At 63.2% G+C, this 25,680-nt stretch carries 27 protein-coding genes; 16 read left to right on the top strand and 11 right to left on the bottom strand.

The features are described 5' to 3' along the window. The 3 genes from ACTJKE_RS09775 to ACTJKE_RS09765 form a co-directional block, all read left to right on the top strand. A partial coding sequence (locus ACTJKE_RS09775; protein WP_440691803.1) for an electron transfer flavoprotein subunit beta/FixA family protein occupies window positions 1–720 on the top strand: 720 nt, incomplete at its 5' end. 22 nt (window positions 721–742) lie between these two features. Continuing rightward, entirely contained in the window at window positions 743–1,684 is a 942-nt protein-coding gene (locus ACTJKE_RS09770) for an electron transfer flavoprotein subunit alpha/FixB family protein (RefSeq protein ID WP_440691801.1), read from the top strand. 152 nt (window positions 1,685–1,836) lie between these two features. Further along, window positions 1,837–2,709, top strand: coding sequence for a 3-hydroxybutyryl-CoA dehydrogenase (locus ACTJKE_RS09765; RefSeq protein WP_057254841.1), 873 nt, complete (start codon window positions 1,837–1,839; stop codon window positions 2,707–2,709). A gap of 71 nt (window positions 2,710–2,780) precedes the next feature. Here ACTJKE_RS09765 and tlpA read toward each other — a convergent pair whose 3' ends face one another. Continuing rightward, on the bottom strand, window positions 2,781–3,452 hold the full coding sequence (gene tlpA / locus ACTJKE_RS09760; RefSeq protein WP_058325830.1) for a thiol:disulfide interchange protein TlpA: 672 nt from the start codon (window positions 3,450–3,452) through the stop codon (window positions 2,781–2,783). A 26-nt stretch (window positions 3,453–3,478) separates the two neighbouring features. On the opposite strand from tlpA, the gene argH reads away from it, so the two are divergent. The 4 genes from argH to ACTJKE_RS09740 all read left to right on the top strand — a co-directional run bounded on the left by argH (window position 3,479) and on the right by ACTJKE_RS09740 (window position 9,431). Then, window positions 3,479–4,882 (top strand): argininosuccinate lyase, encoded by a 1,404-nt coding sequence (argH, locus tag ACTJKE_RS09755; RefSeq protein ID WP_057254770.1) that lies wholly within the window; start codon window positions 3,479–3,481, stop codon window positions 4,880–4,882. 109 nt (window positions 4,883–4,991) lie between these two features. Further along, window positions 4,992–5,186: an LPS translocon maturation chaperone LptM gene (gene lptM / locus ACTJKE_RS09750; protein ID WP_057254769.1), complete on the top strand. Its 195-nt coding sequence runs from the start codon at window positions 4,992–4,994 to the stop codon at window positions 5,184–5,186. Window positions 5,187–5,304: 118 nt separating this feature from the next. Beyond that, entirely contained in the window at window positions 5,305–6,573 is a 1,269-nt protein-coding gene (gene lysA / locus ACTJKE_RS09745) for a diaminopimelate decarboxylase (protein ID WP_057254768.1), read from the top strand. 203 nt (window positions 6,574–6,776) lie between these two features. Continuing rightward, window positions 6,777–9,431: a TIGR02302 family protein gene (locus tag ACTJKE_RS09740; RefSeq protein WP_058325831.1), complete on the top strand. Its 2,655-nt coding sequence runs from the start codon at window positions 6,777–6,779 to the stop codon at window positions 9,429–9,431. Between the two features lie 220 nt (window positions 9,432–9,651). Here the strand turns inward: ACTJKE_RS09740 and ACTJKE_RS09735 are convergent, their stop codons facing one another. The 3 genes from ACTJKE_RS09735 to ACTJKE_RS09725 form a co-directional block, all read right to left on the bottom strand. Then, window positions 9,652–10,011 (bottom strand): response regulator, encoded by a 360-nt coding sequence (locus ACTJKE_RS09735; RefSeq protein ID WP_057254840.1) that lies wholly within the window; start codon window positions 10,009–10,011, stop codon window positions 9,652–9,654. 224 nt (window positions 10,012–10,235) lie between these two features. Then, a complete protein-coding gene (hpt, locus tag ACTJKE_RS09730) occupies window positions 10,236–10,781 on the bottom strand; it encodes a hypoxanthine phosphoribosyltransferase (RefSeq protein WP_057254766.1) in 546 nt (181 codons plus the stop codon). 63 nt (window positions 10,782–10,844) lie between these two features. Next, window positions 10,845–11,507 carry a hypothetical protein gene (locus ACTJKE_RS09725; protein WP_057254765.1) on the bottom strand — a complete coding sequence of 221 codons (663 nt, stop codon included), beginning with the start codon at window positions 11,505–11,507 and terminating at the stop codon, window positions 10,845–10,847. 313 nt (window positions 11,508–11,820) lie between these two features. On the opposite strand from ACTJKE_RS09725, the gene ftsE reads away from it, so the two are divergent. The 4 genes from ftsE (at window position 11,821) to ACTJKE_RS09705 (ending at window position 15,211) form a co-directional block, all read left to right on the top strand. Then, on the top strand, window positions 11,821–12,480 hold the full coding sequence (gene ftsE / locus ACTJKE_RS09720; RefSeq protein ID WP_057254764.1) for a cell division ATP-binding protein FtsE: 660 nt from the start codon (window positions 11,821–11,823) through the stop codon (window positions 12,478–12,480). Then, the gene (locus ACTJKE_RS09715) at window positions 12,473–13,495 is read left to right on the top strand and encodes a cell division protein FtsX (protein WP_058321087.1); all 1,023 of its coding nucleotides are present in this window, start codon (window positions 12,473–12,475) and stop codon (window positions 13,493–13,495) included. Before ftsE ends, ACTJKE_RS09715 begins: the two co-directional genes overlap by 8 nt. A 97-nt stretch (window positions 13,496–13,592) precedes the next feature. Next, window positions 13,593–14,291, top strand: coding sequence for a YdcF family protein (locus tag ACTJKE_RS09710; RefSeq protein ID WP_057254762.1), 699 nt, complete (start codon window positions 13,593–13,595; stop codon window positions 14,289–14,291). A 128-nt stretch (window positions 14,292–14,419) separates the two neighbouring features. Beyond that, window positions 14,420–15,211 carry a lysophospholipid acyltransferase family protein gene (locus ACTJKE_RS09705; protein ID WP_057254761.1) on the top strand — a complete coding sequence of 264 codons (792 nt, stop codon included), beginning with the start codon at window positions 14,420–14,422 and terminating at the stop codon, window positions 15,209–15,211. A 4-nt stretch (window positions 15,212–15,215) separates the two neighbouring features. Here ACTJKE_RS09705 and ACTJKE_RS09700 read toward each other — a convergent pair whose 3' ends face one another. Beyond that, entirely contained in the window at window positions 15,216–15,767 is a 552-nt protein-coding gene (locus tag ACTJKE_RS09700; RefSeq protein ID WP_057254760.1) for a gamma-glutamylcyclotransferase, read from the bottom strand. 202 nt (window positions 15,768–15,969) lie between these two features. Between ACTJKE_RS09700 and ACTJKE_RS09695 the strand changes: the two genes are divergently transcribed. Then, the gene (locus ACTJKE_RS09695; protein ID WP_058321083.1) at window positions 15,970–16,980 is read left to right on the top strand and encodes a DUF2125 domain-containing protein; all 1,011 of its coding nucleotides are present in this window, start codon (window positions 15,970–15,972) and stop codon (window positions 16,978–16,980) included. A gap of 61 nt (window positions 16,981–17,041) precedes the next feature. Here ACTJKE_RS09695 and ACTJKE_RS09690 read toward each other — a convergent pair whose 3' ends face one another. From ACTJKE_RS09690 to ACTJKE_RS09680, 3 genes are all read right to left on the bottom strand, one after another. Next, entirely contained in the window at window positions 17,042–17,965 is a 924-nt protein-coding gene (locus tag ACTJKE_RS09690) for a prephenate/arogenate dehydrogenase family protein (RefSeq protein ID WP_057254758.1), read from the bottom strand. Further along, window positions 17,965–19,071 (bottom strand): histidinol-phosphate transaminase, encoded by a 1,107-nt coding sequence (hisC, locus tag ACTJKE_RS09685; protein ID WP_058321082.1) that lies wholly within the window; start codon window positions 19,069–19,071, stop codon window positions 17,965–17,967. The genes ACTJKE_RS09690 and hisC overlap by 1 nt, the downstream gene beginning before the upstream one ends. A gap of 145 nt (window positions 19,072–19,216) precedes the next feature. Continuing rightward, window positions 19,217–19,981, bottom strand: a complete 765-nt coding sequence (locus ACTJKE_RS09680; RefSeq protein ID WP_093233941.1) for a class I SAM-dependent methyltransferase — start codon at window positions 19,979–19,981, stop codon at window positions 19,217–19,219. Window positions 19,982–20,062: 81 nt separating this feature from the next. Between ACTJKE_RS09680 and gloB the strand changes: the two genes are divergently transcribed. Beyond that, on the top strand, window positions 20,063–20,833 hold the full coding sequence (gloB, locus tag ACTJKE_RS09675) for a hydroxyacylglutathione hydrolase (protein WP_057254755.1): 771 nt from the start codon (window positions 20,063–20,065) through the stop codon (window positions 20,831–20,833). Continuing rightward, window positions 20,833–21,270, top strand: a complete 438-nt coding sequence (locus ACTJKE_RS09670) for a cupin domain-containing protein (protein WP_058321081.1) — start codon at window positions 20,833–20,835, stop codon at window positions 21,268–21,270. Before gloB ends, ACTJKE_RS09670 begins: the two co-directional genes overlap by 1 nt. Before the next feature lie 9 nt (window positions 21,271–21,279). Here the strand turns inward: ACTJKE_RS09670 and yddG are convergent, their stop codons facing one another. Both yddG and ACTJKE_RS09660 read right to left on the bottom strand, forming a co-directional pair. Continuing rightward, window positions 21,280–22,170 (bottom strand): aromatic amino acid exporter YddG, encoded by an 891-nt coding sequence (gene yddG / locus ACTJKE_RS09665; protein WP_058325832.1) that lies wholly within the window; start codon window positions 22,168–22,170, stop codon window positions 21,280–21,282. Between the two features lie 96 nt (window positions 22,171–22,266). Beyond that, window positions 22,267–23,043: a DUF3108 domain-containing protein gene (locus ACTJKE_RS09660; protein ID WP_057254753.1), complete on the bottom strand. Its 777-nt coding sequence runs from the start codon at window positions 23,041–23,043 to the stop codon at window positions 22,267–22,269. Between the two features lie 380 nt (window positions 23,044–23,423). Between ACTJKE_RS09660 and rpmB the strand changes: the two genes are divergently transcribed. Further along, a complete protein-coding gene (gene rpmB / locus ACTJKE_RS09655; RefSeq protein ID WP_034806568.1) occupies window positions 23,424–23,714 on the top strand; it encodes a 50S ribosomal protein L28 in 291 nt (96 codons plus the stop codon). Window positions 23,715–23,867: 153 nt separating this feature from the next. Beyond that, the gene (locus ACTJKE_RS09650; protein WP_057254752.1) at window positions 23,868–24,512 is read left to right on the top strand and encodes a queuosine precursor transporter; all 645 of its coding nucleotides are present in this window, start codon (window positions 23,868–23,870) and stop codon (window positions 24,510–24,512) included. A gap of 113 nt (window positions 24,513–24,625) precedes the next feature. On the opposite strand, the gene ACTJKE_RS09645 is transcribed toward ACTJKE_RS09650, so the two are convergent. After that, window positions 24,626–25,630: an esterase-like activity of phytase family protein gene (locus ACTJKE_RS09645; protein ID WP_058325833.1), complete on the bottom strand. Its 1,005-nt coding sequence runs from the start codon at window positions 25,628–25,630 to the stop codon at window positions 24,626–24,628. Between the last annotated feature and the right edge of the window lie 50 nt (window positions 25,631–25,680).

Below are 25,680 nucleotides of genomic sequence, written 5' to 3'. Positions count from 1 at the left end.
GTTGACTACAACGTCAAGATCCGCGTGAAGGCAGACGGTTCGGGCGTCGAGCTTGCCAACGTGAAGATGTCGATGAACCCCTTCGACGAAATCTCGGTCGAAGAAGCGCTGCGGCTGAAGGAAGCCGGCAAGGCGGAGGAAGTCGTCGTCGTTTCCGTTGGTCCGGCCAAGGCCGAAGAGACGCTACGCACGGCCCTTGCCATGGGCGCCGACCGCGCCATCCTGGTTGAGACCGAAGACCAGGTCGAGCCGCTCACTGTGGCCAAGATCGTCAAGGGCGTCGCCGAAGCCGAACAGCCGGGCCTGATCATCGTCGGCAAGCAGGCGATCGACGACGATTCGAACCAGACCGGCCAGATGCTGTCGGCTCTGCTCGGCTGGGCCCAGGGCACCTTTGCCTCCAAGGTCGAGATCGGCGATGGCAAGGCAACCGTGACCCGCGAAGTCGACGGCGGTCTGCAGACCATCGACATCAAGCTGCCGGCAGTTGTCACCACCGACCTGCGCCTCAACGAACCGCGCTACGCCTCGCTGCCCAACATCATGAAGGCGAAGAAGAAGCCGCTCGACAAGAAGACCCCTGCGGACTTCGGCGTCGACACCGCTGCCCGCCTCAAGGTGCTGAAGACCGAGGAGCCGTCGGGCCGCAAGGCCGGCATCAAGGTCAAGTCGGTCGCCGAGCTCGTCGAAAAGCTCAAGACCGAAGCCGGCGTGCTCTGATTTAAGGAAGGGAGATATCATCATGGCCATTCTTCTTCTGGCTGACCACGACAGCAACCACCTTTCCGACCAGACCGCCAAGGCGCTGACCGCCGCCTCCAAGATCGCCAGTGGGACTGGAGCCGATGTGCATGTGCTGGTCGCCGGTAGCGGCGCCAAGGTGGCAGCCGAACAGGCGTCCAAGCTCGCAGGCGTTGCCAAGGTGCTCGTCGCCGACGACGCCTCGCTTGCCAACAACCTCGCAGAGCCGCTGGCAGCCCTCATCGTATCGCTCGCCGGCAACTACGACACGATCGTCGCAGCGGCGACCTCTGTCGGCAAGAACGTCATGCCGCGCGTCGCAGCGCTGCTCGACGTCGCCCAGGTCTCGGAAATCATCGAGGTCGTCTCTTCCGACACCTTCAAGCGCCCGATCTATGCCGGCAACGCCATCCAGACGGTACAGACGACGGAAGCCAAGCGCGTCATCACCGTGCGCACCGCCTCCTTCGCCTCTGCCGCTGAAGGCGGTTCGGCTGCGATCGAAAGTGTCGCGGCTGCCGCCAACCCGGGTGTCTCCAGCTTCGTCGCCGACGCCCTGTCGTCGTCCGACCGTCCGGAGCTGACCTCGGCCAAGATCATCATCTCCGGTGGTCGTGCGCTCGGTTCCTCGGAGAAGTTCCAGGAAGTCATCCTGCCGGTTGCCGACAAGCTCGGTGCTGCCGTCGGCGCCTCGCGCGCCGCTGTCGATGCCGGCTACGCGCCGAACGACTGGCAGGTCGGTCAGACCGGCAAGGTGGTCGCACCTGATCTCTATATCGCCTGCGGCATCTCCGGTGCCATCCAGCACCTCGCCGGCATGAAGGACTCGAAGGTCATCGTCGCGATCAACAAGGACGAAGAGGCACCGATTTTCCAGGTCGCCGACTACGGCCTGGTTGCCGATCTCTTCGAAGCGCTGCCTGAGTTGCAGAAGGCCCTGTAACCACGGCAAGAGCCGCCCGCCGCCACCCATGAAAAGGGCTGGCAAAAGCGTGGACTTGGCATTAACAATCTACCGGGCCGGCCAAACCGGCCCGGTTTGCGTGTCTGATGGCGGCCTCACCGCCAAACCTTTGAAGATGGATGTTCGCCGCGATGATCAAGACTGTCGGAATTATTGGTGCCGGGCAAATGGGCTGTGGCATCGCGCATGTTTCGGCAATCGCCGGATACAAGGTGCAGATCTACGATCTTGCCGCTGAACGGATCGAAGCGGGCCTTGCCACCATCAACGGCAACCTCGCCCGCCAGGTATCGTCCGGCAAGATGACCGACGAGGCCCGCAAAGCCGCCTTGGCCCTGATCAAGGGCTCATCCGACATCAACGACCTGTCGCAGGCCGACCTCGTCATCGAAGCCGTCACCGAAGACGAGACGATCAAGCGCAAGATTTACGGCCAGGTTTGTCCGATCCTGAAGCCGGAAGCGATCCTGGCGACCAACACCTCTTCTCTGTCGATCACCCGTCTGGCCTCGGCCACCGATCGTCCCGAGCATTTCATGGGCATCCACTTCATGAACCCGGTTCCGGTCATGAAGCTGGTCGAGCTCGTGCGTGGCATCGCCACCGACGAGCTGACCTTCAAGACCGCCAAGGAGTTCGTTGCGACGCTCGACAAGACCGTAACGGTCGCCGAAGATTTCCCGGCCTTCATCGTCAACCGCATCCTGCTGCCGATGATCAACGAGGCGATCTACACGCTTTACGAAGGCGTCGGCAGCGTCGAGGCCATCGACACGGCGATGAAGCTTGGCGCCAACCATCCGATGGGCCCGCTGCAGCTTGCCGACTTCATCGGCCTCGACACCTGCCTGTCAATCATGCAGGTGCTCTATGACGGCCTGGCGGACTCGAAGTATCGCCCCTGCCCGCTGCTGGTGAAGTATGTCGAGGCAGGCTGGCTCGGCCGCAAATCCGGCCGCGGCTTCTACGACTACCGCGGCGAGATTCCGGTTCCGACCCGCTAACTTGTCGTCAAAGGCAAAGAAAAACCCGGCGATCCGCCGGGTTTTTGTTTTGTGCACCTACCGATCCCGCCTCAGCTACCGACTGCCGGGGCGACAGCGGCGCTGATCAGCGCCTTGGCATCATCGCTGTCCCAGGCGGCCGGGCCGTTCATCGAGCCGATGAGGCAGCCCTTGTCATCGAGCAGCAAGGTCGCCGGCAGGCCGAAGGCGAGGCCTTCCTTCTTCATGTTGTTGAACACGCCCATGGAGGCGTCGCGGTAGTAGCCAAGGTCGTGCACGGCGGTCTCGTCGAGGAACGCCTTCGGCTTCTCGTCGTCGCCGACATCGATGTTGATCGCCACCACCTCGAACTTGTCGCTGCCGAGCGACTTCTGCAGTGCGTTGAGCGCCGGCATTTCCTCGCGGCACGGCACGCACCAGGTGGCCCAGAGGTTGACCAGCAGGGTCTTGCCGGCAAAGGCCGAGACATTGGTCGGCTTGCCGTCCGGACCGTTGAAGTCGAGCGCAATCGGCCGCGGCGACGAAGCCGGCGACATGGCAGCGACATGACCCTTCATGAACGGCGTCAGCGACGCGACCTTGGCTGATGTCAGCGGGCAGCTGGTGCTGGCCGTTTCAGTCGCCTCGCCATTGCCAGACCCCGTCTCCTTCACGTATACCGCTGCCGCACCGACGATCACGCCAAACAGGGCGGCGAGCGCGAACAGTTTCACGGCCGGGGGGGATTTCTTCTGGTCGGGCATTTCATTCTCCAAGGCGGGCATTCTTCATGGCTGACGGCAATTCCGAGACGAAATCCTCCAACCAAATGTGGGGCGGTCGCTTTGCCTCGGGTCCGGACGCGATCATGGAGGAGATAAATGCCTCGATCGGCTTCGACAAGAAGCTCTATGCCCAGGACATCCGCGGCTCAATAGCGCATGCGACGATGCTGGCGCATCAAGGCATCATTTCGACTGAAGACAAAGACAAAATCGTTCACGGCCTCAACACGATCCTGTCAGAGATCGAAAGCGGCCAGTTCGAGTTCTCGCGCCGCCTCGAAGACATCCACATGAACATCGAAGCGCGGCTTGCGACGCTGATCGGTCCCTCGGCCGGACGCCTGCACACCGCCCGCTCGCGCAACGACCAGGTGGCGCTCGACTTCCGCCTCTGGGTCAAGGAAGAGCTGCAGCGCACCGAGAAGGCGCTGACGGCGCTGATCGCCGCCTTCCTCGACCGTGCCGAGGAACATGCCGATACCGTCATGCCGGGCTTCACACACCTGCAGACCGCGCAGCCGGTCACCTTCGGCCACCATTGCATGGCCTACGTGGAAATGTTCGGCCGCGACCGTTCGCGCGTGCGCCATGCCATCGAGCATATGGACGAAAGCCCGATTGGTGCTGCCGCACTCGCCGGCACCGGTTTCCCGATCGACCGGCACATGACCGCCAAGGCGCTCGGCTTCGCCGGCCCGACCCGCAACTCGATCGACACCGTGTCCGACCGCGACTTCGCGCTCGAATTCCTGTCGATGGCATCGATCACGGCCACGCACCTGTCGCGCCTCGCCGAAGAGATCGTCATCTGGTCGACGCCGCAATTCGGCTTCATCCGCCTGTCGGATGCGTTTTCGACCGGCTCCTCGATCATGCCGCAGAAGAAGAACCCGGATGCTGCCGAACTGGTGCGCGCCAAGACCGGCCGCATCAACGGTTCGCTGGTCGCACTTCTGACGGTCATGAAGGGCCTGCCGCTCGCCTATTCCAAGGACATGCAGGAAGACAAGGAACAGGTCTTCGACGCCGCCGAGAGCCTCGAGCTGGCGATTGCCGCCATGACCGGCATGGTGCGCGACATGACTGTTCGCACCGACCGCATGAAGGCGGCCGCCGGCTCCGGCTATTCGACCGCGACCGATCTTGCCGATTGGCTGGTGCGCGAGGCGGGCCTGCCCTTCCGCGACGCCCACCACGTCACCGGCCGCGCCGTAGCACTTGCCGAACAGAAGGCCTGCGATCTGGCGGATCTCTCGCTTGCCGACCTGCAATCGATCCATGCCGACATCACCGAGAAGGTCTTCGACGTTCTGACGGTCGAGGCTTCGGTTGCCAGCCGCACCTCCTTCGGTGGCACTGCGCCCAACGAGGTTCGCAAACAGATCGCCTGGTGGCGCGCCCGAAACTAAGGGATGAGCGAAGGTGTGGGCGGCCTCCGCCCGCAAATTCAGGGTGCACAAGCGCCGGAAAAATCGATAAGACATCGCACCAGCATCAGTCCCGCGAAGGAAAATAACGATGACATTCACGAAGGCGGCCCGGCTTGCGCTCCTGCTGGCGATCCCCGGGCTGGTTCTTGTCGGTTGCGGACGCAAGGGCGATCTCGACCGCCCCGGTTCGACGGCGCCGATCAACACCAAGGCGCCCGCCGGCACCGTCGAGCAGAAGGAAAAACCGGACGACCGTCCTTTCCTGCTCGATCCCCTCCTCTAGATCCGCTCATCGTTTCCAACGAACCATTGAATTGATCTAACTCTTTGAAATTACGCAATTCCGGACGAAAAACCGCTTCATACTCTCCTGGAATTGCGCAAAAGCCGAGCTGCAGCCCGTGAACCACTTCCAGTACCGCGACGGAATCCTCTACGCTGAAGACGTGCCGGTCACCGACATCGCGCGCGCCGTCGGCACGCCTTTCTATTGCTATTCGACCGCCACGCTCGAGCGCCACTACACGGTCTTTTCCAAGGCCTTCGCCGATGTGGACGCGATGGTCTGCTATGCGATGAAGGCCAACTCGAACCAGGCGGTGCTGAAGACGCTCGGTCGCCTGGGCGCCGGCGTCGACGTCGTCTCGGGCGGCGAACTGCGCCGCGCCCTTGCAGCCGGCATTCCCGCAAGCCGGATCATGTTCTCCGGCGTCGGCAAGACGCCGCAGGAAATGGACCTGGCGCTGGACGCCGGCATCTATTGCTTCAACGTCGAGTCCGAGCCGGAACTCGAAGTCTTGAACCAGCGCGCCGTGCGCGCCGGCAAGCGCGCCCATGTCTCCTTCCGCATCAACCCTGACGTCGACGCGAAGACCCACGCCAAGATCTCGACGGGCAAGAAGGAAAACAAGTTCGGCATTTCCTGGGAGCGCGCCCGCGCCGTCTATGCCCATGCCGCCACGCTGCCCGGCATCCAGGTCACCGGCATCGATATGCATATCGGCAGCCAGATCACCGAACTGCAGCCCTTCGACGACGCCTTCAAGCTGCTGCGCGAGCTGGTCGACACGCTGCGCTCCGATGGCCACTCGATCGACCACGTCGACATCGGCGGGGGCTTGGGCATTCCCTACAAGGACGACAACAACCCGCCGCCGCTGCCCGATGCCTATGCGGAAATCGTCAAGAGCCAGCTGCAGTCGCTCGGCTGCAAGATCGTCACCGAACCGGGCCGGCTGATCGTCGGCAATGCCGGCATCCTCGTGACCGAAGTGATCTACGTGAAGGATGGCGGCGACAAGACCTTCGTCATCGTCGACGGCGCGATGAACGACCTCATCCGCCCGACGCTTTATGAGGCCTATCACGAGATCCGCCCTGTTCGCATCTCCGCCGCCAACGCCCCGCGCATCCGTGCCGACGTCGTCGGGCCCGTCTGCGAAACCGGCGACTACCTGGCGCTCGATCGCGAGATGGCGATGCCGAAGCCCGGCGATCTCTTCGCCATCAGCTCGGCAGGTGCCTATGGCGCCGTCCAGGCCAGCACCTACAATTCCCGTCTGCTGATCCCTGAAGTTCTGGTCAAGGGCGACCGCTTCCACGTCGTTCGTCCGCGTCAGGATTATGATGCCCTGATCGGCCTCGATTCGGTTCCGGACTGGCTCGCCTGAGGCGATCCGCACCAACGACGACAATCTGTGGATCGGCCACCCGGGCGATCACGATTCTGTTTGCGCCCTCGTCTTCGCCACAAACGATGGTATCCTGAAGGCCAGCGGAATAAGCTAAGCTGCGCCGTCTCCGGCCGCATCTCGCTTTACGATATAGGGTCAGCCACGAGCGTTGACGGGCGACCGAAAGGAAACTTGGGCGGATGACGCAATTCCGGCAGGATGAAACGCCACAACCGAAGCCGTTTTCGAGAACCCTGGCGCTGAAGAGATGGCTGGCGCGCTGGGTGCTGGTCGCCGAACAGCTTCTGCCGCGCACCCTCCTGCCCGGTTCCATCGTTCTTCTATTTCTCGCCTGCGCTTGGCTCGGCTTCTTCCGCGTGGCACCGTTCTGGCTGCATGCCGCAGCTCTCTTTGCCTTCGCCATCGGTTTTCTCGCATCGCTGTTTCCGCTGACGCGGATCCGTTTGCCCGGAAATGTCGACGCGGACCGCATGCTGGAAGAGCGCAACGCCCTGCCCCACCAGGCGATCCGCGTCCAGGACGATCGGCCGGCAACCGACAATCCACTGGGCGACGCGCTGTGGCGCGAGCACCAGGCCCGCATGGCACGGATGATCGGCGCGCTCGAGACGGGGCTTCCGCGTCCTGATATCGCCCGGCACGATCCTTTTGCCCTGCGTGCCGTACCGGTGCTTCTCGCCTGTCTCGCCTTCGCCTACTCCTATTCCAACCGCGCCGGCCTGCTCAGCGACGCGCTGCGCCTGCCGCAGGCTGCGGTCGAAACGGCCGATATCCGCATCGATGCCTGGGTGACGCCACCCGCCTATACCGGCCGTGCCCCGATTTTCCTCACCGGAAAGCCGGAGCCCGTATCGGCTGCGGAGGACCCCGGGGCCATTACCATCCCGCAATTCAGCGACCTGACGGTCCGTGTCACCGGCGCCGGACCGGACCAGATCGTCCGCTTTGCGGAAAGTGGCGCGGTCAAGGCAATCGCCATTCCGGCGGCCGGCGAGAAAGCCGGGGAAACGAAGCCCAAGCCGAAGGTAGGCGAGGCCGGGCCCAAGGTCGCCGAAATGGTTGCGTCAGAGCCTGCCCGCAACCCGAATGCCGTGCGCAACCATGTCTACAAGGTCGTCAAGGACGGCGAGCTCGTCGTCGGGGATCGGCGCTGGGCTTTCAAGATCATTCCGGATGGTGTGCCGCAGATCTCCTTCGACGGCATTCCTCGTCCGACCGTCAATGCGGCGCTGGAAATCACCTTCGCTGCAACGGACGATTACGGCATCGCCCAGGCTTGGGCCGAGATCCAGCCACTCGACGAAGCGGCAGAGGGGGCTCGCCCGCTCTATCCGCTGCCGGAATACCGGCTCGATCTGCCGCGCCGCAACGCGCGCGAAGCCAAGGGCACGACCAGCCGAAACCTCAGCGAACACCCGCTCGCCGGCAAGCGCGTGAAGGTCACCCTCGTCGCCCGCGACGCCGCAGGCCAGGAGGGCCGCAGCCCGCCGCATGAAATGATCCTGCCCGCCCGCCAGTTCATCCAGCCGCTCGCCGGCGCAGTCGCCGAGCAACGGCAGGTCTTCGCCCTCGATGCCAACGACCTGCCGCGCGCGCTCGACCTCAACGATGCCGTTGCTTCGCTTGCCGAGGACTGGATCCCCAATCTCACGCATTTCCTGCTGCTGAAATCGGCTCGCACGCGCATGGCCCTTGCCTACAACGAAGACATGCTGCGTGACGCCGCCGGATACCTATGGGAGATCGCGCTCGGCATCGAAGATGGCGACCTGTCGCTCGCCGAGCGGCGCCTGCGCGACGCACAGCAGGCGCTCTCGGACGCGCTGGAGCGCAATGCGTCCGACCAGGAAATCGCCAAGCTGATGCAGGAGCTGCGCCAGGCCATGCAGGAATACATGCAGGCCCTCGCCCAGCAGGCGGCGAAGGACCCGCGTATGGCGGGCAAGATGAACCCGAACAACATCCTGCGCCAGCAGGACCTCGAAAGGATGATGAACCAGATCGAGAACCTGGCGCGCTCCGGCGCGCGCGATCAGGCACGCCAGCTGCTGTCGGAACTGCAGCGGATGATGAACAATCTGCAGGCCGGCCGCGGCCAGCAGCAGATGGGCCAGCAGAACGATGCCATGAGTCAGCAGATCGAGAAGCTCGGCAAATTGCTGCAGGATCAACAAAAGCTCATGGACGAGACCTTCAAGCTCGACCAGGCGCAGCGCGACCGGATGCAGCGCGGCGACCCGTTGCAGGGCGAGGATAACGAGCTCTTCGGTCAGGAGATGCCGCAGGATCCGGAACAGCGCGGCGATCCGAATGGCCAGCCCAACCCGCTCGACGAGATGACCGCCGAACAGCTGAAGGATGCGCTCAAGCAGTTGAAGCAGCAGCAAGACGCGCTTGGCAAGCAGCTCGGAGAACTCAACAAGAGCCTCGAAAACATGGGCATCAAGCCGGGCAAGGGCTTCGGCGAAGCCCAGCGGGAAATGGACGGAGCCTCCGGCGCGCTTGGCAAGGGCCAGGGCGAACAGGCGGTGGGCAATCAAGGCCGTGCGCTACAGGCGCTGCGCCAAGGCGCCCAGGACATGATGAACCAGATGCAGAGCCAGGGTCAGGGCCCCGGCATGGGCGTCCCGCAATTCGGCCAGAACGGCCGCGACCCGCTTGGCAGGCCCCAGAACAACCGCGGTCCGGAATTTGGCGACCACGTGAAGGTGCCCGAGGAATTTGACACGCAACGCGCCCGTCAGATCCTCGAAGAGATCCGCCGCCGGCTCGGGGATAACCTGTCGCCGGAGGCCGAGCGGCAATATCTCGAGCGCCTGCTCGACATGCAATGAGCCCGTAGCTGGTTCGGGCCAGCCGATCCGATATTCCGGTCCTCGCGAGGCGCAGCGTTGCGGCGCCTAGAGCAATTCCAGGAAAAGTGCGAAACGGTTTTCCGTGCGGAATTGCGTAATTTCAAAGACTTAGGTCATTTCAGTGTTTCGATGAAACAATGAAATGATCTAGCCTCAAGCCCACGACCTCGGCAGCAATCAGTTGTCGGATTGGGATTCGTCAGGCAGCCAGCGCGAGCGCAACGGCCTTGCGGATATCGGGAAGGGAAAACGGCTTGGAGATGACGTCGACGATCTTGTCGGCCAGATCGTCGGCCCGCTCGCGCTGTTCGGCATAGCCGGTCATCAGCAGGATCTTCATTGCCGGAAAGGCAGCCGACGCCTGATGCGTCAGCTCGATGCCGTCCATGACGGGCATGCGAATGTCGGAAAGCAGGAGATCGAAAGCCTCGCTCTGGAGGCAGGCAAGGCCGTCGGCACCGTCGCCCGCCTCGACCGTCTCATGGCCGTCGAGCTTCAGTGCCCGCGCGACGAAGGAACGCAACGCATCCTCGTCCTCGGTAATCAGGATTTTCGCCATCATGGCCTCCGCGTTTCCGAGGCGCGGCTTTCACGCCGACGCCCGCACCTGATCCAAAAGGTTACAGCGGGCGTCGGTCATCGACCGGACACGACGGCGCTGCAGCACCGCCAATCCGATAGGGAATCACCACGCGGTACATCCCCAACCAACCAGTTTTTCGTTTGTGTTCGGTAAACGCGCGGCGACCGGATTTCAGGGTCGGCGTGCCGTTTTGACACGCCTTACTCGGCGTCGCCGGTGACGACACCTACAAAAGGCAGCTCGCGGAAGGCATAGGCGACATCCATGCCATAGCCGACAACGAAGTGATCGGGGCATTCGAAACCGACATAATCGGCTTCGAGCTCGACCTTCCGCTTGACGCGCTTGTCGAGCAGCACGGCGATCGTCACGTTGCGCGCGCCGCGCTCGTACATCAGCTCCTTGGCGAAACGCAGTGTCCGGCCGGATTCGAGAATGTCGTCGATCAAAAGCACGTCACGCCCATGCACGTCGCTGTCGATATCCTTGATGATCTTCACGCCCTGAGAGACCGTACCGAGCCCGTAGCTCGACAGCGTGATGAACTCGACTTCCGGTGCAAGGCCGGTGTTGTGCATGGCGCGGATCAGGTCTGCAGCAAAGATGAACGATCCCTTGAGCACCGCGATCACCAGCAGATCCTTGTGCGGACCGTTGACGATCATCCCGGCCAACTCGCTGTTGCGCGCGGCAATCGTTTCGGCCGTGTAGAGAGGTTCGATATTCTTACCGCGAACAACGGGCATCAAGGCTTCTCCAGCGTTTCATCCGGAAGACCAAAGCCTTCCCATCCGCGCCGCTTAGCACAATCAGCGGGCTGAAACACCGTTTTCAGCGAAGGAAACCGTCACATCGGGCATTTTTCCACCTGCATAGGGCAGCCGCGTCCTGAAATGGCGGCTCTCGCCCGGCGCGATTGCCGCGCCTTCGGGCATCACGCGCGTGGTCGTAACCTGGCGCCCGTTGGCTGCCACCCCCACCACGACGAGCGGCAGGCGCTGTTCGACATCGGAGCGGTTGTCGATCGAGCCGTAGACGGAAAGCACCCGCATGCCGCCGGAATAGTCGAGCGAGCTCGTGACCCCTGATATCGCAAGCGGCTGGATATCGGCCTGCCCGTCGCCCGCGAAACCGACGATCACCAGAAAGGATGCGAGTGCGAAACCCGCGACCAGGCCGGCGAAGCGGCGCGCCGGCATGTCGCGCAGCCGCGCTTCGGCGAGGCTCAACAGTCGGCCGGCAAGCGACGTTTCGTCGGCCACGACCGTCAAGGTCGGCCGTTTCTGATTTCCCATCTTGGCGTTGTCGTTGAACACCGGATAGGGCGTTCGGCGCGACGAGGGAGCAATCACCTCGAACTCGGCATCGACATAGTCGACGCGTCGCGGCATCGCGGCTGCCTCACGACCGCCCCGTTCGGGCGGCAGGAAGTCCGCCGAAGCGCCGGCGGTTTTGGTCCGGAATGCATGCATGACCAGTTCCTCCTGTCCCACAGGGGCACGGTGCGGCCACTCGACCTACCGCCTCGACTGCGAAACCATCGGGCAATGCGCGAACCCTTGGCATGCAAGAATCTAGGCATTGCATCAATTCTTTCCGACACGTAAACCGGAATGGTTAATGTTTCGGAAAGACGTCGCGAAAGCGGCACCTTTTCATGAAAAATTAACCGCTGCTTAACCATGATTCCGCTGGCGGTTTTGCCTTTCGAGGCTGGTCGTCCTATGCGCGGAGGACCGGAACCGGCCGTCGGTTGCAGGGCCGTGAGAGAGACTGGGCTGCCGCTTGATTCACTTTGAGAACGTCGGACTGCGCTATGGCATGGGACCGGAAATCCTCCGGGACCTGACCTTCGATATTCCGCGCCGTTCGTTCCAGTTCCTGACCGGTCCGTCGGGCGCCGGCAAGACCACCCTTTTGAGACTGCTGTTCCTCTCGCTGCAGCCGACGCGCGGCCTGATCCGGATGTTCGACCGCAACATCTCGTCGATCCCGCGCGAGGAGTTCCCGATGCTGCGCCGGCGCGTCGGCATCGTCTTCCAGGATTTTCGCCTGCTCGATCACCTGACCACCTATGAGAACGTCGCCCTGCCGCTGCGCGTCCGCGGCAAGGAGGAATCGAGCTATCGCGCCGACGTGCTGGAACTGTTGAAATGGGTCGGCCTCGGCGAGCGCATCAATGTCCTGCCGCCGGTTCTTTCAGGCGGCGAAAAGCAGCGCGCGGCGATCGCGCGGGCGCTGATCGACCGGCCAGAGATCCTGCTTGCCGACGAACCGACCGGCAACGTCGATCCGCCGATGGCCAGGCGCCTCCTCAACCTCTTCCTCGAGCTGAACCGGCTCGGCACCGCGGTGGTGATCGCCACCCACGATCTGTCGCTGATGGATCAGGTGGAGGCGCGACGCATGATCCTTTCGCAGGGGCGGCTCGACATCTATGAGTGACAGCCGCACGAAACGCCAGAAGGATGCGCCCGAGCAGGCGTCGGAGCCGCAACAACGCCGGACGGAAATGCGCGTGCGGCCGACCGGCCCGATCGTGCCTTCGACCAATGTCTCCGGCCATGCGCTGATGTGCGTCATCGCCATCATGTCGTTCCTTGCCTGCCTGACACTCGGCGGCGTCAGCATGGTCAGGGCAACGGCCCAGAGCTGGCAGTCGCAGATCTCCCGCGAGATCACCGTCCAGATCAAGCCGGACGATAGCCTCGACATGGAGAAGGCGCTCGCCGATGCCCGCGATCTGGCGCTGACCTTCAGCGGCACGACCGATGGCAAGATCGTCGATCGCGCCGCCACCGCGCGCCTACTGGAACCCTGGCTCGGCGAGGGCCTCGATCTCGACGAATTGCCGGTGCCGCGGCTGATCATCATCACCATCGACGAAAACAATCCGCCCGATTTCGCCGCCATGCGCAAGGCGCTGACCGAGACGATCCCACAGGCCTTCCTCGACGATCACCGCACCTGGGTCGACCGGCTCGTCGCCATGGCCAATACCACGGCGATGATCGGCACCGGCGTGCTGGCCCTCGTGTTCTCCGCCATGGTGCTGACGGTGATTTTCGCCACCCGCGGCGCCCTTTCCGGCAACCGTCACATCGTCGAGGTGCTGCATTTCGTCGGTGCCGAGGCCGGTTTCGTCGCCTCCGAATTCCAGAAGCATTTTCTGAGAATCAGCCTCAAGGGTGCCGGCACCGGCGGCCTGCTTGCCGCGCTGTCCTTTGCGCTTGCCGGCTTCTGGCAGTCGCAGACATTGGCAACACCGCAGACCGATCAGGCAACCGCCCTCTTCGGAACCTTTACCATTGGCTATGGTGGCTATCTCGGTATCGCCGCCATCATCGTCGTCATCGCCATCCTGACGACCGTGACCGCTCGCCTCACGGTCATGCGCACGATCTACGAGATCGACCTCATCCGTTCGGACCCCGGCCGCACGGATCTCTACCAGAGCTGAACCGCCCGATGTTTCGCCGTGCCTCGATCTATTCCTTGCCGTAATCTGTGGCTATGTGAAGAGAATCATGATGGCGCGAGAATTACGCGGGAACGGGATGGCCGGAGGAGGCAAATGGCAGGGGAAAGCCGACGATGGCCGGCGGCCCCGCAGCCTCTTGCGCAAAATTCTCCGGCGAACGTTCTTCGTCCTCCTGTTACCGCTCGCGCTCCTGATCGGCGCCTTCCTCAATTTCGCCGACACCGTCGCATCGCTGCAGCCACCCGTGCATCCCAAGGCGGATGCGATCGTCGTCCTGACCGGTGGTTTCCAGCGCATCGACCAAGCGGTCGATCTCTTGAAGGGCGGCGCCGGAAAGCGCCTGCTCATCTCCGGCGTCCACCCGACGACCACCGGCAGCCAGATCCGCCGCAACACCCAGAGCTCCGCCGATCTCTTCAAATGCTGCGTCGATATCGGTCATGAGGCGATCGATACCATCGGCAACGCCACCGAGACGGCACAATGGATCCGTGATCGCGGCTATACGAGCGTGCTCGTCGTTACCAACAACTACCATATGCCACGCAGCCTGCTGGAGCTTCGGCGTACCCGCCCGGAGACGGAATTCATCCCCTACCCGGTGGTCAATTCGGATCTCAAGACGACGAACTGGCTGCGCAACCCGATGGTACTGAAATCGATCCTCCTGGAGTTCGGGAAGTATACGATCGCATCGGTTCGCGATCTCGCCGGCGCCCGGCCGACGAGCGGCCTGCGCACCGATTCCTCACGCGCCACGCCGGCGGAAGAATAGAGGCCATCGAGAACGTCGATGGCCTAAAGTGAGAGAGGGCAGTTTTCCTTCTGCACGGTTTCGTGTAGGCAGCGATCAATCGGCCTGACGCCGAGCCCCTTAAGAACTCGCCTACGAGAGCGTACCTGATGATCGTCTTGCGTTCGATCCTTTTCAACATGGTGTTCTACGCCAATCTGATCGTGCAGATGATCGTGCTGACGCCGATCTATTTCCTGCTGCCGCGCAAGAAGGCCTGGTTCGTTCCCAAGAACTGGGTGCGCAGCAATCACTGGCTGCTCGACAAGATGGTCGGGACGACCTTTGAGATCGAAGGCTTGGAGAACCTCCCGAAGGTCCCCTACATCTTCGCTCCCAAGCACCAGTCCTTCTGGGATGCCTATGCGCTGCTCCCCTGGCTCGACGATCCCTTCTACATTCTGAAGCGTGAGCTCACCTGGATCCCGCTGTTCGGTTGGTACATCCTCAAGCAGCGCATGGTTCCGGTAAACCGGGCCGCACGCGGCAAGGCGATGACCAGCGTCATGGATCGCACCAAGCAGGAAATGGCAACCGGCCGCGAACTCATCATCTACCCGGAAGGCACGCGCCGCCCGCCGGGCGCTCCGCCGGAGTACAAGTACGGCATCGCCCGCCTCTACCGCGACCTGAACGTGCCCGTCGTGCCGGTCGCCATGCATCCCGGCCTCTTCTGGCCGCGCCGCAAGTTCCTGCGCTTTCCCGGCCACTTCAAGGTCCGCATCCTGCCGCCGGTCGAGGCGGGCATGGATCCGGATGCATTCCTTGCCAAGCTCATGGAAGTCACGGAGAAGGCCAGTGACGAACTGCTTGTCGAAACGGTGCAGAACAATCCGCACCTGCCGCTGCCGCCAACCGCCGAGCAAAGGCTGAAGGAACTGAAGGCCGCCGGCAGGGCCTGAGCGATCAGGCCCGCGCACGCTGGCGTGTCTGCTCGAGCAGGCCCACCACCTCTTCCAGCCAGTGATCGCGGATGCCCATTTCCTTGAGATGGGCAAGCGTGTTGAACACATACTCGCTGTTCGGCCCGGATTTTCCGGTCGAAACGGCGACGATATCGGCCGCCTCACCGGTGCTGAGCGTTCCGGCATACTGGACGTGGTCGCGGTCGATGACATAGGCAAGCGCCGGCACCCGCCGTCCATCGGCAAGCAGCACCGGCATCGTGCGCTCCTTGTAGACATGCGTCACCAGTTCACGCTCGCGCAGATAATCGGTAACACTCTCCCGCTGCCCACGCTCGACACGAAAAGCCGTGCCGATGCAGGAGCCGCCTCGGTCGAGCCCAAGCACCAGTCCCGGCCGCTGTTCGGTGCCGCGGTGAACCCAGGAATGCACGCAGAGCGACCGGCGATAGCCGAATGCGCGTGCCGTCAGCTTCTCCTCGAAGGCAAAGCCGGGGTTCCACATCAGCGACCCGTAGCCAAAGACCCAAAATTCGTCCATATCCACTGTCATTCAACCCGCGCTGTCTGCTCTCGCCACCGAATCACCATCGGCTTGTAGGAATGGTCAGCCATGTCGGTTTCTACGGCACAGCATCTCGGCACGAAAGAGACAAGCTCGTCCTCGTGCACCCGAAGACAAGAATAGTTTTGCGGATCGGCGGCGCCACCCGAAAGGCAGCCGCAGTCCAGTTTAGAGTGAGGTATCCGCGCCCATGTCGGCAACCGCAGTTTCCAATCCCTCGCCGGTCAGCCGGAAGTTCCGCTGGCTGACGGCAGGCATCGTGCTTGTCGCCGGCATCTATTCGGCCGGCTGGTTCCTCGCCGCCGATCAGATCGAGAAACGCCTCACGGCCCGTCTTGCCGATGGACAGGCAGCCGGCCTCGGCGGCGAATGCACGAACATGGACGTGCGCGGCTTTCCGTTCCGAATCGGCCTCTTCTGCGACAAGGTCCACCTCGACGACACCCGCCATGGCACATCCGCCTCCTTCGGGGCGCTGCGCACAGCCGCCCAGGTCTACCAGCCCGGCCACGCCGTGATCGAGCTCGACGGCCCGGCCGAAATCCGGGCGTCGCCCGGCCTCAACGTCTTCGCCGACTGGACGCTGCTGCATGCGAGCGTGCGTGCGACCTTGTCCGGTGTCGACCGCACCTCGCTCACCTATGACAACCTCACCGGTCGGGTGCGCCTGCCGCTTGCGGGCGACGGTCTTGGCTTCGGCGCCAGCCACGGCGAACTGCACCTGCGCCAGAACGGCGCGGATCTTGATGCCGCTTTGAGCGTCGACAAGCTCGACCTTCGTCCGGAGGAAGGCCCGAGCTACGCGCCGCCGGCCACGGTGGCTGCGGACCTGACCTTCACCGACAAGGCCGGGTGGATGGCAACCACACCGACACCGGAGATGTTTCGCGGCAGCAAGGGCGAACTCCGACAGCTCACCCTCGATCTCGGCTCCGGCATGAACGCCAAGCTTTCCGGCCCCTTCTCGGTCAACGATCAGGGACTGATTTCCGGCGAGTTCTCGCTGACGATGACGAATATCGAGGCCTGGCGGGCCAATCTGGTCAAGCTGATTCCCGACGACGCCAACCTCGTCGACAACACCGCGAACATGCTGAAGGCGCTCGCCAACGGCAAGGACGAGGCGACCGTGAAGCTCAACGTGCGCGACGGCACGGCGTTTCTCGCCTTCATCCCGATCGGCGTCCTGCCGACGCTCTAGATCGTCGAACACCCGCTTCCGGACGGAAGACCGTTCCTCGGTCTTCCTCGACTTGCTCAGCTTATTTCTGATCCATGGCATGCCGGCCGAAGTCCGGCATCGCCGTATCCTGGCCCGCCTGGATGATCGAGCGGCGGATGGCGCGGGTGCGGGTGAAGAGGTCGAAGAGCTTCTCGCCGTCGCCCCAGCGGATCGCCCGCTGCAGATAGGCGAGATCCTCCGAAAACCGTGCCAGCATCTCCAGGATCGCGTCCTTGTTGTGCAGGCAGACGTCACGCCACATGGTGGGATCGGATGCCGCGAGACGGGTGAAGTCGCGGAAACCCGAGGCCGAATACTTGATGACTTCGGACTCGGTGACGGTCTCGAGATCATCGGCCGTTCCGACGATGTTGTAGGCGATGATGTGCGGCAGATGCGAAACGATCGCCAGCACCTTGTCGTGGTGCTCGGCGTCCATTTCCTCGACCATCGAGCCGAGCGTTTCCCAGAAACGCCGGAGCCGCGCGACCGCTTCCCCATCAGCGCCCTCCGGCGGCGTCAGGATGCACCAGCGGCCGCGGAAGAGGCCGACGAAGCCGGCATCCGGGCCCGAGTGCTCGGTACCGGCGATCGGATGCCCCGGCACGAAATGAACGGTCTCGGGCAGATGCGGCGCCATCTGCGCGATCACCGAGCCTTTGGTCGAGCCGACATCGGTGACGATCGCACCGGGCTTCAGATGCGCGGCAATCTCGGCCGCGACGGCACCGGACGCGCCGACCGGGACCGAGACGATCACGAGGTCGGCGTCGCGAACGGCGTCGGCCGCAGACAGTGTATAGCGATCGCCGAGCCCGAGCTCCTGCGTACGCTTCAGCGTCGCCTCGCTGCGCGTGGAGACGACGAGCGTACCGGCAAGCTGCTTCTCGCGGATATCGCGCGCGATCGACGAGCCGATGAGACCAATGCCGATGAGGGCGATCGTTTCAAACTGCTGAGCCATTATTTCCGTCCCATGAATTCGATCAGCGCCGCGATGACGCCTTCGTTGGCTTCTTCCGAGCCGATGGTCATGCGCAGCGCATTGGGGAAGCCGTAGCTGCGGACCGCCCGCAGGATATAGCCGCGGCTGGTCAGGAAATCATCGGCTTCCTCGGCCCGCTTGCCGTTTTCTTCCGGAAAGTGGATCAGCACGAAATTCGTGACCGAGGGCGTGATGCGCAGCCCGATCGCTTCGAGCGCTTCGCTGACACGCGCAAGCCAGGTGAGATTGTGATCGACTGCCGTTGCCACGAAAGCCTGATCACGGATCGCCGCAGCACCCGCCGCGATAGAGGGCGCACTGAGGTTGAAGGGCCCGCGGACACGGTCGACCGCGTCGATCACCTCCGGCGGTGCATACATCCAGCCGATGCGCAAACCCGCAAGACCGTAGATCTTCGAGAAGGTGCGGGTCATCACCACATTGCGGCTGGCCGAGACGAGCTCCAGACCGGCGGCATAGTCGTTGCGGCGCACATATTCGGCATAGGCCGCATCGAGCACCAGCAGCACACCCTCGGGCAGCCCCGCATGCAGCCGGCGGACTTCATCGACGGGGATGTAGGTGCCGGTCGGATTGGCCGGGTTCGCCAGGAAGACGACCTTGGTGCGCTCGGTGACCGCCGCGAGAATGGCATCGACATCGACGCGCGCATCCTTCTCCTTGACGGTAATGGGCGTCGCGCCCGCCGCCAGGATCTGGATCTTGTAGACGAGGAAGCCATGCTCGGTGATGATGCCTTCGTCGCCGGGCCCGAGATAGGTGTGGCAGAGAAGCCCGAGCAGCTCGTCCGACCCATTGCCGCACATGATGTTTGCCGGGTTGAGGCCGTGCACAGCACCGATCGCCTCTCGCAGCGCCCGCGCCTGGCCATCCGGATAACGTTCGAGGTTGAAGGCAGCCGACTGGAAGGCCTCGATCGCCTTCGGGCTTGCGCCAAGCGGTGTCTCGTTGGACGAGAGCTTATGCACCTTGGCGACACCCGGCGCGTGCTCCTTGCCCGGCACATAAGCGGCAATATCCAGGATGCCGGAACGCGGCTCAGGGCTCTTCGAAGCAAGGCTCATCGGGTCAGCTTTCTTTGGCCATCAAAGTGCTGCAGCGACCGATACGTGCCTTGGGAGGCGCGCGGCGCTGCAGGCAGGAAAAGAGGTCAAGCCATTAGCGGCGCAAGCGGCTTTTGTCGAGGGTCCGCCGCGGTTCCCAGGCAGGTTAGCGGGTGGGACGCGGCCTCTCGCGCGTGCTCGGCACGCCCTGCGGCGCCAGCACCGGCACGAAGACGCGGCGCGATGCGCGTGCGGCGACCGGCAGCCCCTGGTAAAGCCGCTTCTGCGCCTCGACGACGATGACGCCGGAGAAGACCGGCCAGAGCGAACGGCCGAGCCGCTCGAAGCCCCGACGCAGCCGCAGGATCGCCCTGAGTTTCGACGGCGGGAAGAAGAGCGCATCCGCCGTGGCACCTGGCGTGAAGTTGGTCTCGCGCAGCAGCGCCGTCAGCTGCCCACGCGAATAGGGTCGCCCGGAACCGAAGGGCGTGTGTTCCATGCGCGCCCAGACGCCGCGCCGGTTGGGCACGACGATGATAAGGCGACCGCCTGGCGCCAGCACCCGCCAGATCTCCTTCATGGTCTCCCGCGGGCTTTCGGCGAATTCCAGCGAATGCACCATCAGCACCCGGTCGATCGAGGCGTCGGGCAGCGGCAACTCCTCATCGAACACCAGCGCCGTCGAGGAGAGCTCGGCAACCGGCCAGTTCACCGCCCCCTGCCCCGCCGGCATGAAGGCGAAGGTGCGCTCCGTGTCCTTGCGGAACCGTTCGAGATAGGGAACGGCATAGCCGAGGCCGACCAGCCGCTCGTCCGGGAGCCGCGCCCAGACGGACGAAAGCGCCATGGTGACGGATTGCTCCGCCATCCGGCCGAGCTCGGAGTGATAGAATTCTCGCAGGTCGACGATATCGGTGTGCATTCGCAACATGTTAGCTTCGAAGCGGTAGACTTCAAGGTAAGGCTCGCTACATTCGGCAGCATTCCCTCTCTTCTGACCGGAGGACGTGCCATGGCCGCGCTCGAACTCGACCTCTTCCTCTGCCGCACCGATAATTTCGGCGTGCTGATCCACGATCCCGAAAGCGGCCTGACCGCCTCTATCGACGCGCCGGAAGAGGCGCCCATCCTGGAAGCGCTGGAGCGGCGCGGCTGGAGGCTTACCCACATCCTGACGACCCATCATCACGGCGATCACGTGGCGGCAAATGACGCCCTGAAGGAACGCTTCGGCGTCACGATCATCGGGCCTTTCGGGGAAGCCTCGAAAATTCCGGGGCTCGACAAGGCCGTGCGCCATGGTGAGCGCTTCGATTTTGCCGGTCGTTCCGTCGAGGTGATCGAGACCCCGGGCCACACGGCCGGTCACATCTGCTTCCACTTCCCGCAGGACAGGCTGCTGTTTGCCGCCGACACCCTGTTTGCGCTGGGCTGCGGTCGTCTGTTCGAGGGGACGGCAGCGACCATGTGGCAGTCTCTCAGCCGGCTGATGGCGTTGCCGGATGACACGACGGTCTATTTCGGCCACGAATACACGCTGTCCAACGCCCGCTTCGCGGTCACGGTCGACCCCGAGAATGCCGAGCTCAAGGCGCGCGCCGCCGAGATCGAGGAGACGCGCTGCGACGGCGGCTTCACCGCACCGACGACGATCGGCCTGGAGAAGCGCACGAACCCGTTCCTGCGCGCCACCGACCCGGGCATCCGCGCCCATCTTGGAATGCAGAACGCCGACGATGCCACGGTCTTTGCCGAAATCCGCAAGCGGAAAGATAATTTCTAGTGGCTGAGACGCAATCGGCGGCGGAGATCATCAAGGCACTCGGTTTGGCGCGCCATCCGGAGGGCGGCTGGTACTTCGAGACCTTCCGCGATACGGCTGGTGGCCCACGCGGGCATTCGACGGCAATCTATTATCTGTTGGAGCGCGGCGAGCGCTCGCACTGGCACCGTGTCCGCGACGCGGTCGAGATTTGGCACTATCACGCCGGTGCGCCGCTCGAACTCAGCATCGCCGAAGATGGAAAATCCGCCGAGACGCTGCGGCTCGGGTCCGACATTCTGAGCGGAGAACGACCGCAGGGCGTGGTCCCGGCCGATTGGTGGCAGTCCGCCGCCTCGCTTGGCGAATGGACGCTGGTCGGCTGCACCGTCGCGCCAGCATTTGATTTCGCCGCCTTCGAAATGGCGGCCCCCGACTGGCAGCCGCCCAAGCGATAACAAGCCCGGTTATTCCGCCGGCTGGGCCACCGTCGCACGATTGCGGAAGATCATGTCCTTTGCAGCAAGCACTGCGCCGCCGGTCACGAACAGGCAGGCGAGCGCGATGCGCCAGGACGGCTCGGCAAAACCGAACAGGATCAGGATCAGCGTCGAAAGCACCGGCGCCGCATAACTCGCGACGCCGAGAAGCTGGATATTGCCGTTCTTCACCCCAAAGTCCCAGGCATAGAACGCCGCTCCGACCGGCAGCAGCCCGAGGCCGACGACCGCCAGCCACTCGAAGGTCGTCGCCGGCCAGACGGTCGTTTCGAGCGCCAGATGGCAGACGAAAGACAGGATCGAGGTCGCAAGACAAAATCCTGTCACGACATCCGTCGAGACCGCTTCGAAGCGGCGGGTGATGAGCGAATAGCCCGACCAAGTGAAGGCGCAGAGAAAGGCGGCGCCGTAGCCAAGCAGATAGGCATCGTCGAAGGCAACGCCATTGCGCGCCACGATCAGGATCGTGCCGACGAGGCCGGCGAGTGCGCCGGCGAGATGATACCAGCGCAAGCGCTCGCCCGGCAGCAGCGCCGAGCCGACGACGATCAGCAGCGGCCAGAGATAGGCGATCAACCCGGCTTCCACTGCCGGGGCGTTGCGCAGGGCCGTGAAATAGAGAAAATGATAGCCGAACAAACCGGCGATACCCGTGATCCAGACCTTGGCGGGTTGCTTGAGCAGCGCCAGGCGCTCCGGCCTCATCCCCAGCACCACCAGGCCGGGCAGGCTGCCGATCAGGAAGCAGATCGCCGAAAGCTGGAACGGCGGCATCTTGCCGGATGCTGCCGTGAACAGCGCGAGCAGCGACCACATCAGGATGGCGGAAAAGCCGATCAGCGTTGCCTTGAATGTCATAGTCGTCCCCTCGCGCGATTTCTCTCACGGAAACCTGCGCCGATAAAATCTTCGTGCTTCGTGGTATTTAACCTTTTAGTTGCACACGACCGCGCGTCAACCACCAAATCGCGTCGCCGAGACCGTGACCGGTCCGAGCTTGGTGGGGATGCGGACATAGACGGGGGCGTAGACGTTCACGTTGGGCGCCTTGGCAAACCAGATTTCCATCGTCTGCAGACGACGCAGATACTCGACATCCTCGCGGCCCTTCTTGTAGCCGGCCTTCGGCACGAAACGGATACCGCAGACGATCACCTCCCCTTCGAAGCCCTTGGTCTTGAAAGGCTTGGTCCCCTTCGGTGAGAGCTTGATGTCGAGCCGCGACTCGCCATCAAAGATCGGCAGCGTGTTGGGGCATACGCGCGCCTCGGCGGGAATGATGAGGCCCGAGAGCGGGTCGAGCACGTTGCGCATGTCGCGTGAGGTGACGGGCACCCAGTTCTTCGGCAAGGGCGTCCGCTTCGGCGTCATGCTGGCTTGCACCACATTGCCGTTGCGATAGGTGACGTTGATCGCCCTGCTCTTCGATCCACTGCGATAGGACATCGAATAGTGCGAGGCGCGCAGGTAGTCCCTGCCGATCACACCCGAAACCTGCGTCTGGCCCGATGTGTGGCTCAGGATGTCGAGCAGACCGGCCGACTTCAGCGTTCCGGATATCGTGTAGCGATTCTTCTGAAGCTCGGTATGGAAGGAGGCGCGCGCAACCGGCAGACCGGCGAGCGAGATGCTGTAATCCGTCAGATGTTCGACATCGGCGGCCGACGATGCTGTGGAAAACGAGACCGCGGACAGCAACGCCGCCACGCGAAAGCCATTTCGCAACTTCATGCCCTTAAAAAATCCATCGCTTGAATATCGCCGCAATACCCTGAAATGCAGGCTCTTTGCGGCTTTTCTACGCCCAGTTCGCTGCAGCCGGTCGTCGGGCCGGCCCCGTGGCCGCCACACGTCCTCATGCAAGAAATAACGCATAGCAAAACCGCTTGGAATGGGTCTCGCAAGGCATTATTCTTGGGAAAACCACGCCTCATATCTGAAGAACGGTCGGGAAAAACCGCGGGTTTTCCGAGAATGCAAGAGGTTTGGCTTGACGGGCGGGCCGTCTCTGACTATAGAACCGCGACTTTCCAATAATGGCCTAGGAACGCGGCCTGGGCTCTGGGCCCGCTACCGCATTGTCCGGCGGCGATAAAGAGAATAGGTGTACCATGTCCCGTAGTTGCGAATTGACCGGCAAGGGCGTCCAGTCGGGCAACAATGTAAGCCACGCCAACAACAAGACCAAGCGCCGGTTCCTGCCGAACCTGTGCAACGTCACGCTGATTTCCGATGCTCTCGGCCAGCGCTACCGTCTGCGCGTTTCCGCTGCAGCTCTCCGCTCGGTTGAACACCGTGGCGGCCTCGACGCCTTCCTGCTGAAGTCGGACGAGAACGAGCTGAGCATGCGCGCTCGCCTGCTGCGCCGCCAGATCGTCAAGAAGGTTGCTGAAGCCGCCTAATCGGCGCCAGCGTCCTGTCTTTGACACGCGTTTAAAAGGCTTGCGGGTTCATCCAGCAAGCCTTTTTCTCGTGCGCGTGTTTCTGCCTTCATCGGCCGGATGCTCGATCCGGCTTTCATCCCTCTAGCTGGTGGCATCTCCCAGGATAAAAAAATGCTGATCAACCGCACTTTCTTCGTCTATATCGCGCTGATGACCCTCGTGGTCGTGGCTTCGAACATCCTCGTACAGTACCCGCTGCCGGGCTCGATTGCCGGCATGCAGCTCGGCGATCTTCTCACCTGGGGCGCCTTCAGCTACCCCTTCGCCTTCCTGGTGACGGATCTTACCAATCGACAGTTCGGGCCGCGCATCGCGCGCCGCGTGGTGGTCGCAGGCTTCATCGTAGCCATCCTGCTCTCCTTCGTCGCCGCCACGCCGCGGATCGCGATCGCCTCAGGTTCGGCCTTCCTGTTCGGGCAGCTTCTCGACATCTCGGTATTCAACCGACTGCGCCGTCAGAGCTGGTGGCATGCGCCGCTCGCAGGCTCGCTGATCGGCTCGGCGCTCGACACCGCAATGTTCTTCTCCTTCGCCTTTGCCCCGTTCTTCGTGTTCTTCGGACCGAACGACAGCTTCGCGCTGGAAACCGCCCCCCTTCTCGGCGTGCTCACGGCCGAAGCACCGCGCTGGATCTCCTGGGCGATCGGCGACTTGAGCGTCAAGATCCTCTGCGGCCTCGTCATGCTGCTGCCCTATGGTGCGCTGATGAGCGTCGTCAAGCCGATGCCGGCAGCGGAAGCCAAGGCATCCGCCTAAACAAGGTCTACCGAAAAGGATCGAGCCGATGATTGCGGTCAAAACGACCGCAATCATCGGCTCTGTCGTTTCAGAGCTTGGATCACTCGCCCCTTGGGCGAAACAAGCATTGCCTACTGCGTCAGCACGGTCGTGAGGCGGAACTCGAGCATCAGATTGCGCTCGAGGATGGAGTGGTTGTCGTCCGAAACGACGATCACCCGAACTTCGCCATCCGGCCGTACGACGACGTCGAGCCCTTCCATATTGTCGATCTGGTGGCGCATGTCGGCTTCGAAGATGACTTCGCCATCGACCACGGCGCCGGGCTTGATCGTGTCGCCGGCAATACGCCGGATCTGCATTCCGAGACCAGAACCGAAAGAGAAGCGCCGTTCCAGCAGCAACAGGTCGCCGTTCGGCAGGAACGCGCCGTCGGTTACCGCATAGGGATCCTTGCGCACGACGGCAAACGCGCCGCGCTGCGGCCCGTCGAGAATGCCCGCCAGCAGATTATCCGCCCTGTCGACGCTGCGCTCTGCAACGGCGATCGTCGCGCCGGCCAGGGGGCCGTCCTTTGGCGCGACTGCGATGGTCTCGATGCCGCCATTGTTGCGCAATTCCTTGATCGGGAACGGCAACGCCAGGCTCCCGATCGGCGTCGATGCAGCAAAGCCCGGGTCCGGGTAGATGTCGATGCGGTGTGCCTGCTCGTAGCTGACGACCACCTGCCCCGACCGCAGCGCCAATCCTTCCGAATCCACCTTCCACTTCGCCAGCCCGACGTCGCCGTTGCGGTCGGCCATCGGCGTGGCGGTAAGGTCCGTAAGACCGGAAAGCCGGCCGGCCGCATCACGGGTCACGGCGCCTTCGAGCCAGTGTCCGGTGTCCATGATCGCGATGAATGAAGTGCCATCCGGCCGAAAACGGATTGCCGACACGGCGCCGAACAGGGAATTCGCAGAGGTCATTTCCAGTCCGCCAACGAACTCCAGCGCGTCGAACCGGGTGGCGCTCGATCCAACCGCGAAACTGCTGATCTGACGACTGCGGATCGGCAGAATTTCGCCGTTCGAGGCGGCCCATGCCGAGCCGGTCGACGCCAAAAGCAGGAGGGCTAGAAGTCCGCGACCGAGCATGGGGAAGTACCTTCAGGGGAAGAGCATCAGGAATGAAACGGAGTACGACG

The sequence above is a fragment of the Ensifer sp. 22521 genome, from assembly GCF_052044795.1.
GTDB lineage: Bacteria > Pseudomonadota > Alphaproteobacteria > Rhizobiales > Rhizobiaceae > Ensifer.
The sequence above is the reverse complement of the archived record's forward strand: the minus strand, read 5'-3'. Positions and strand labels throughout refer to the sequence as shown.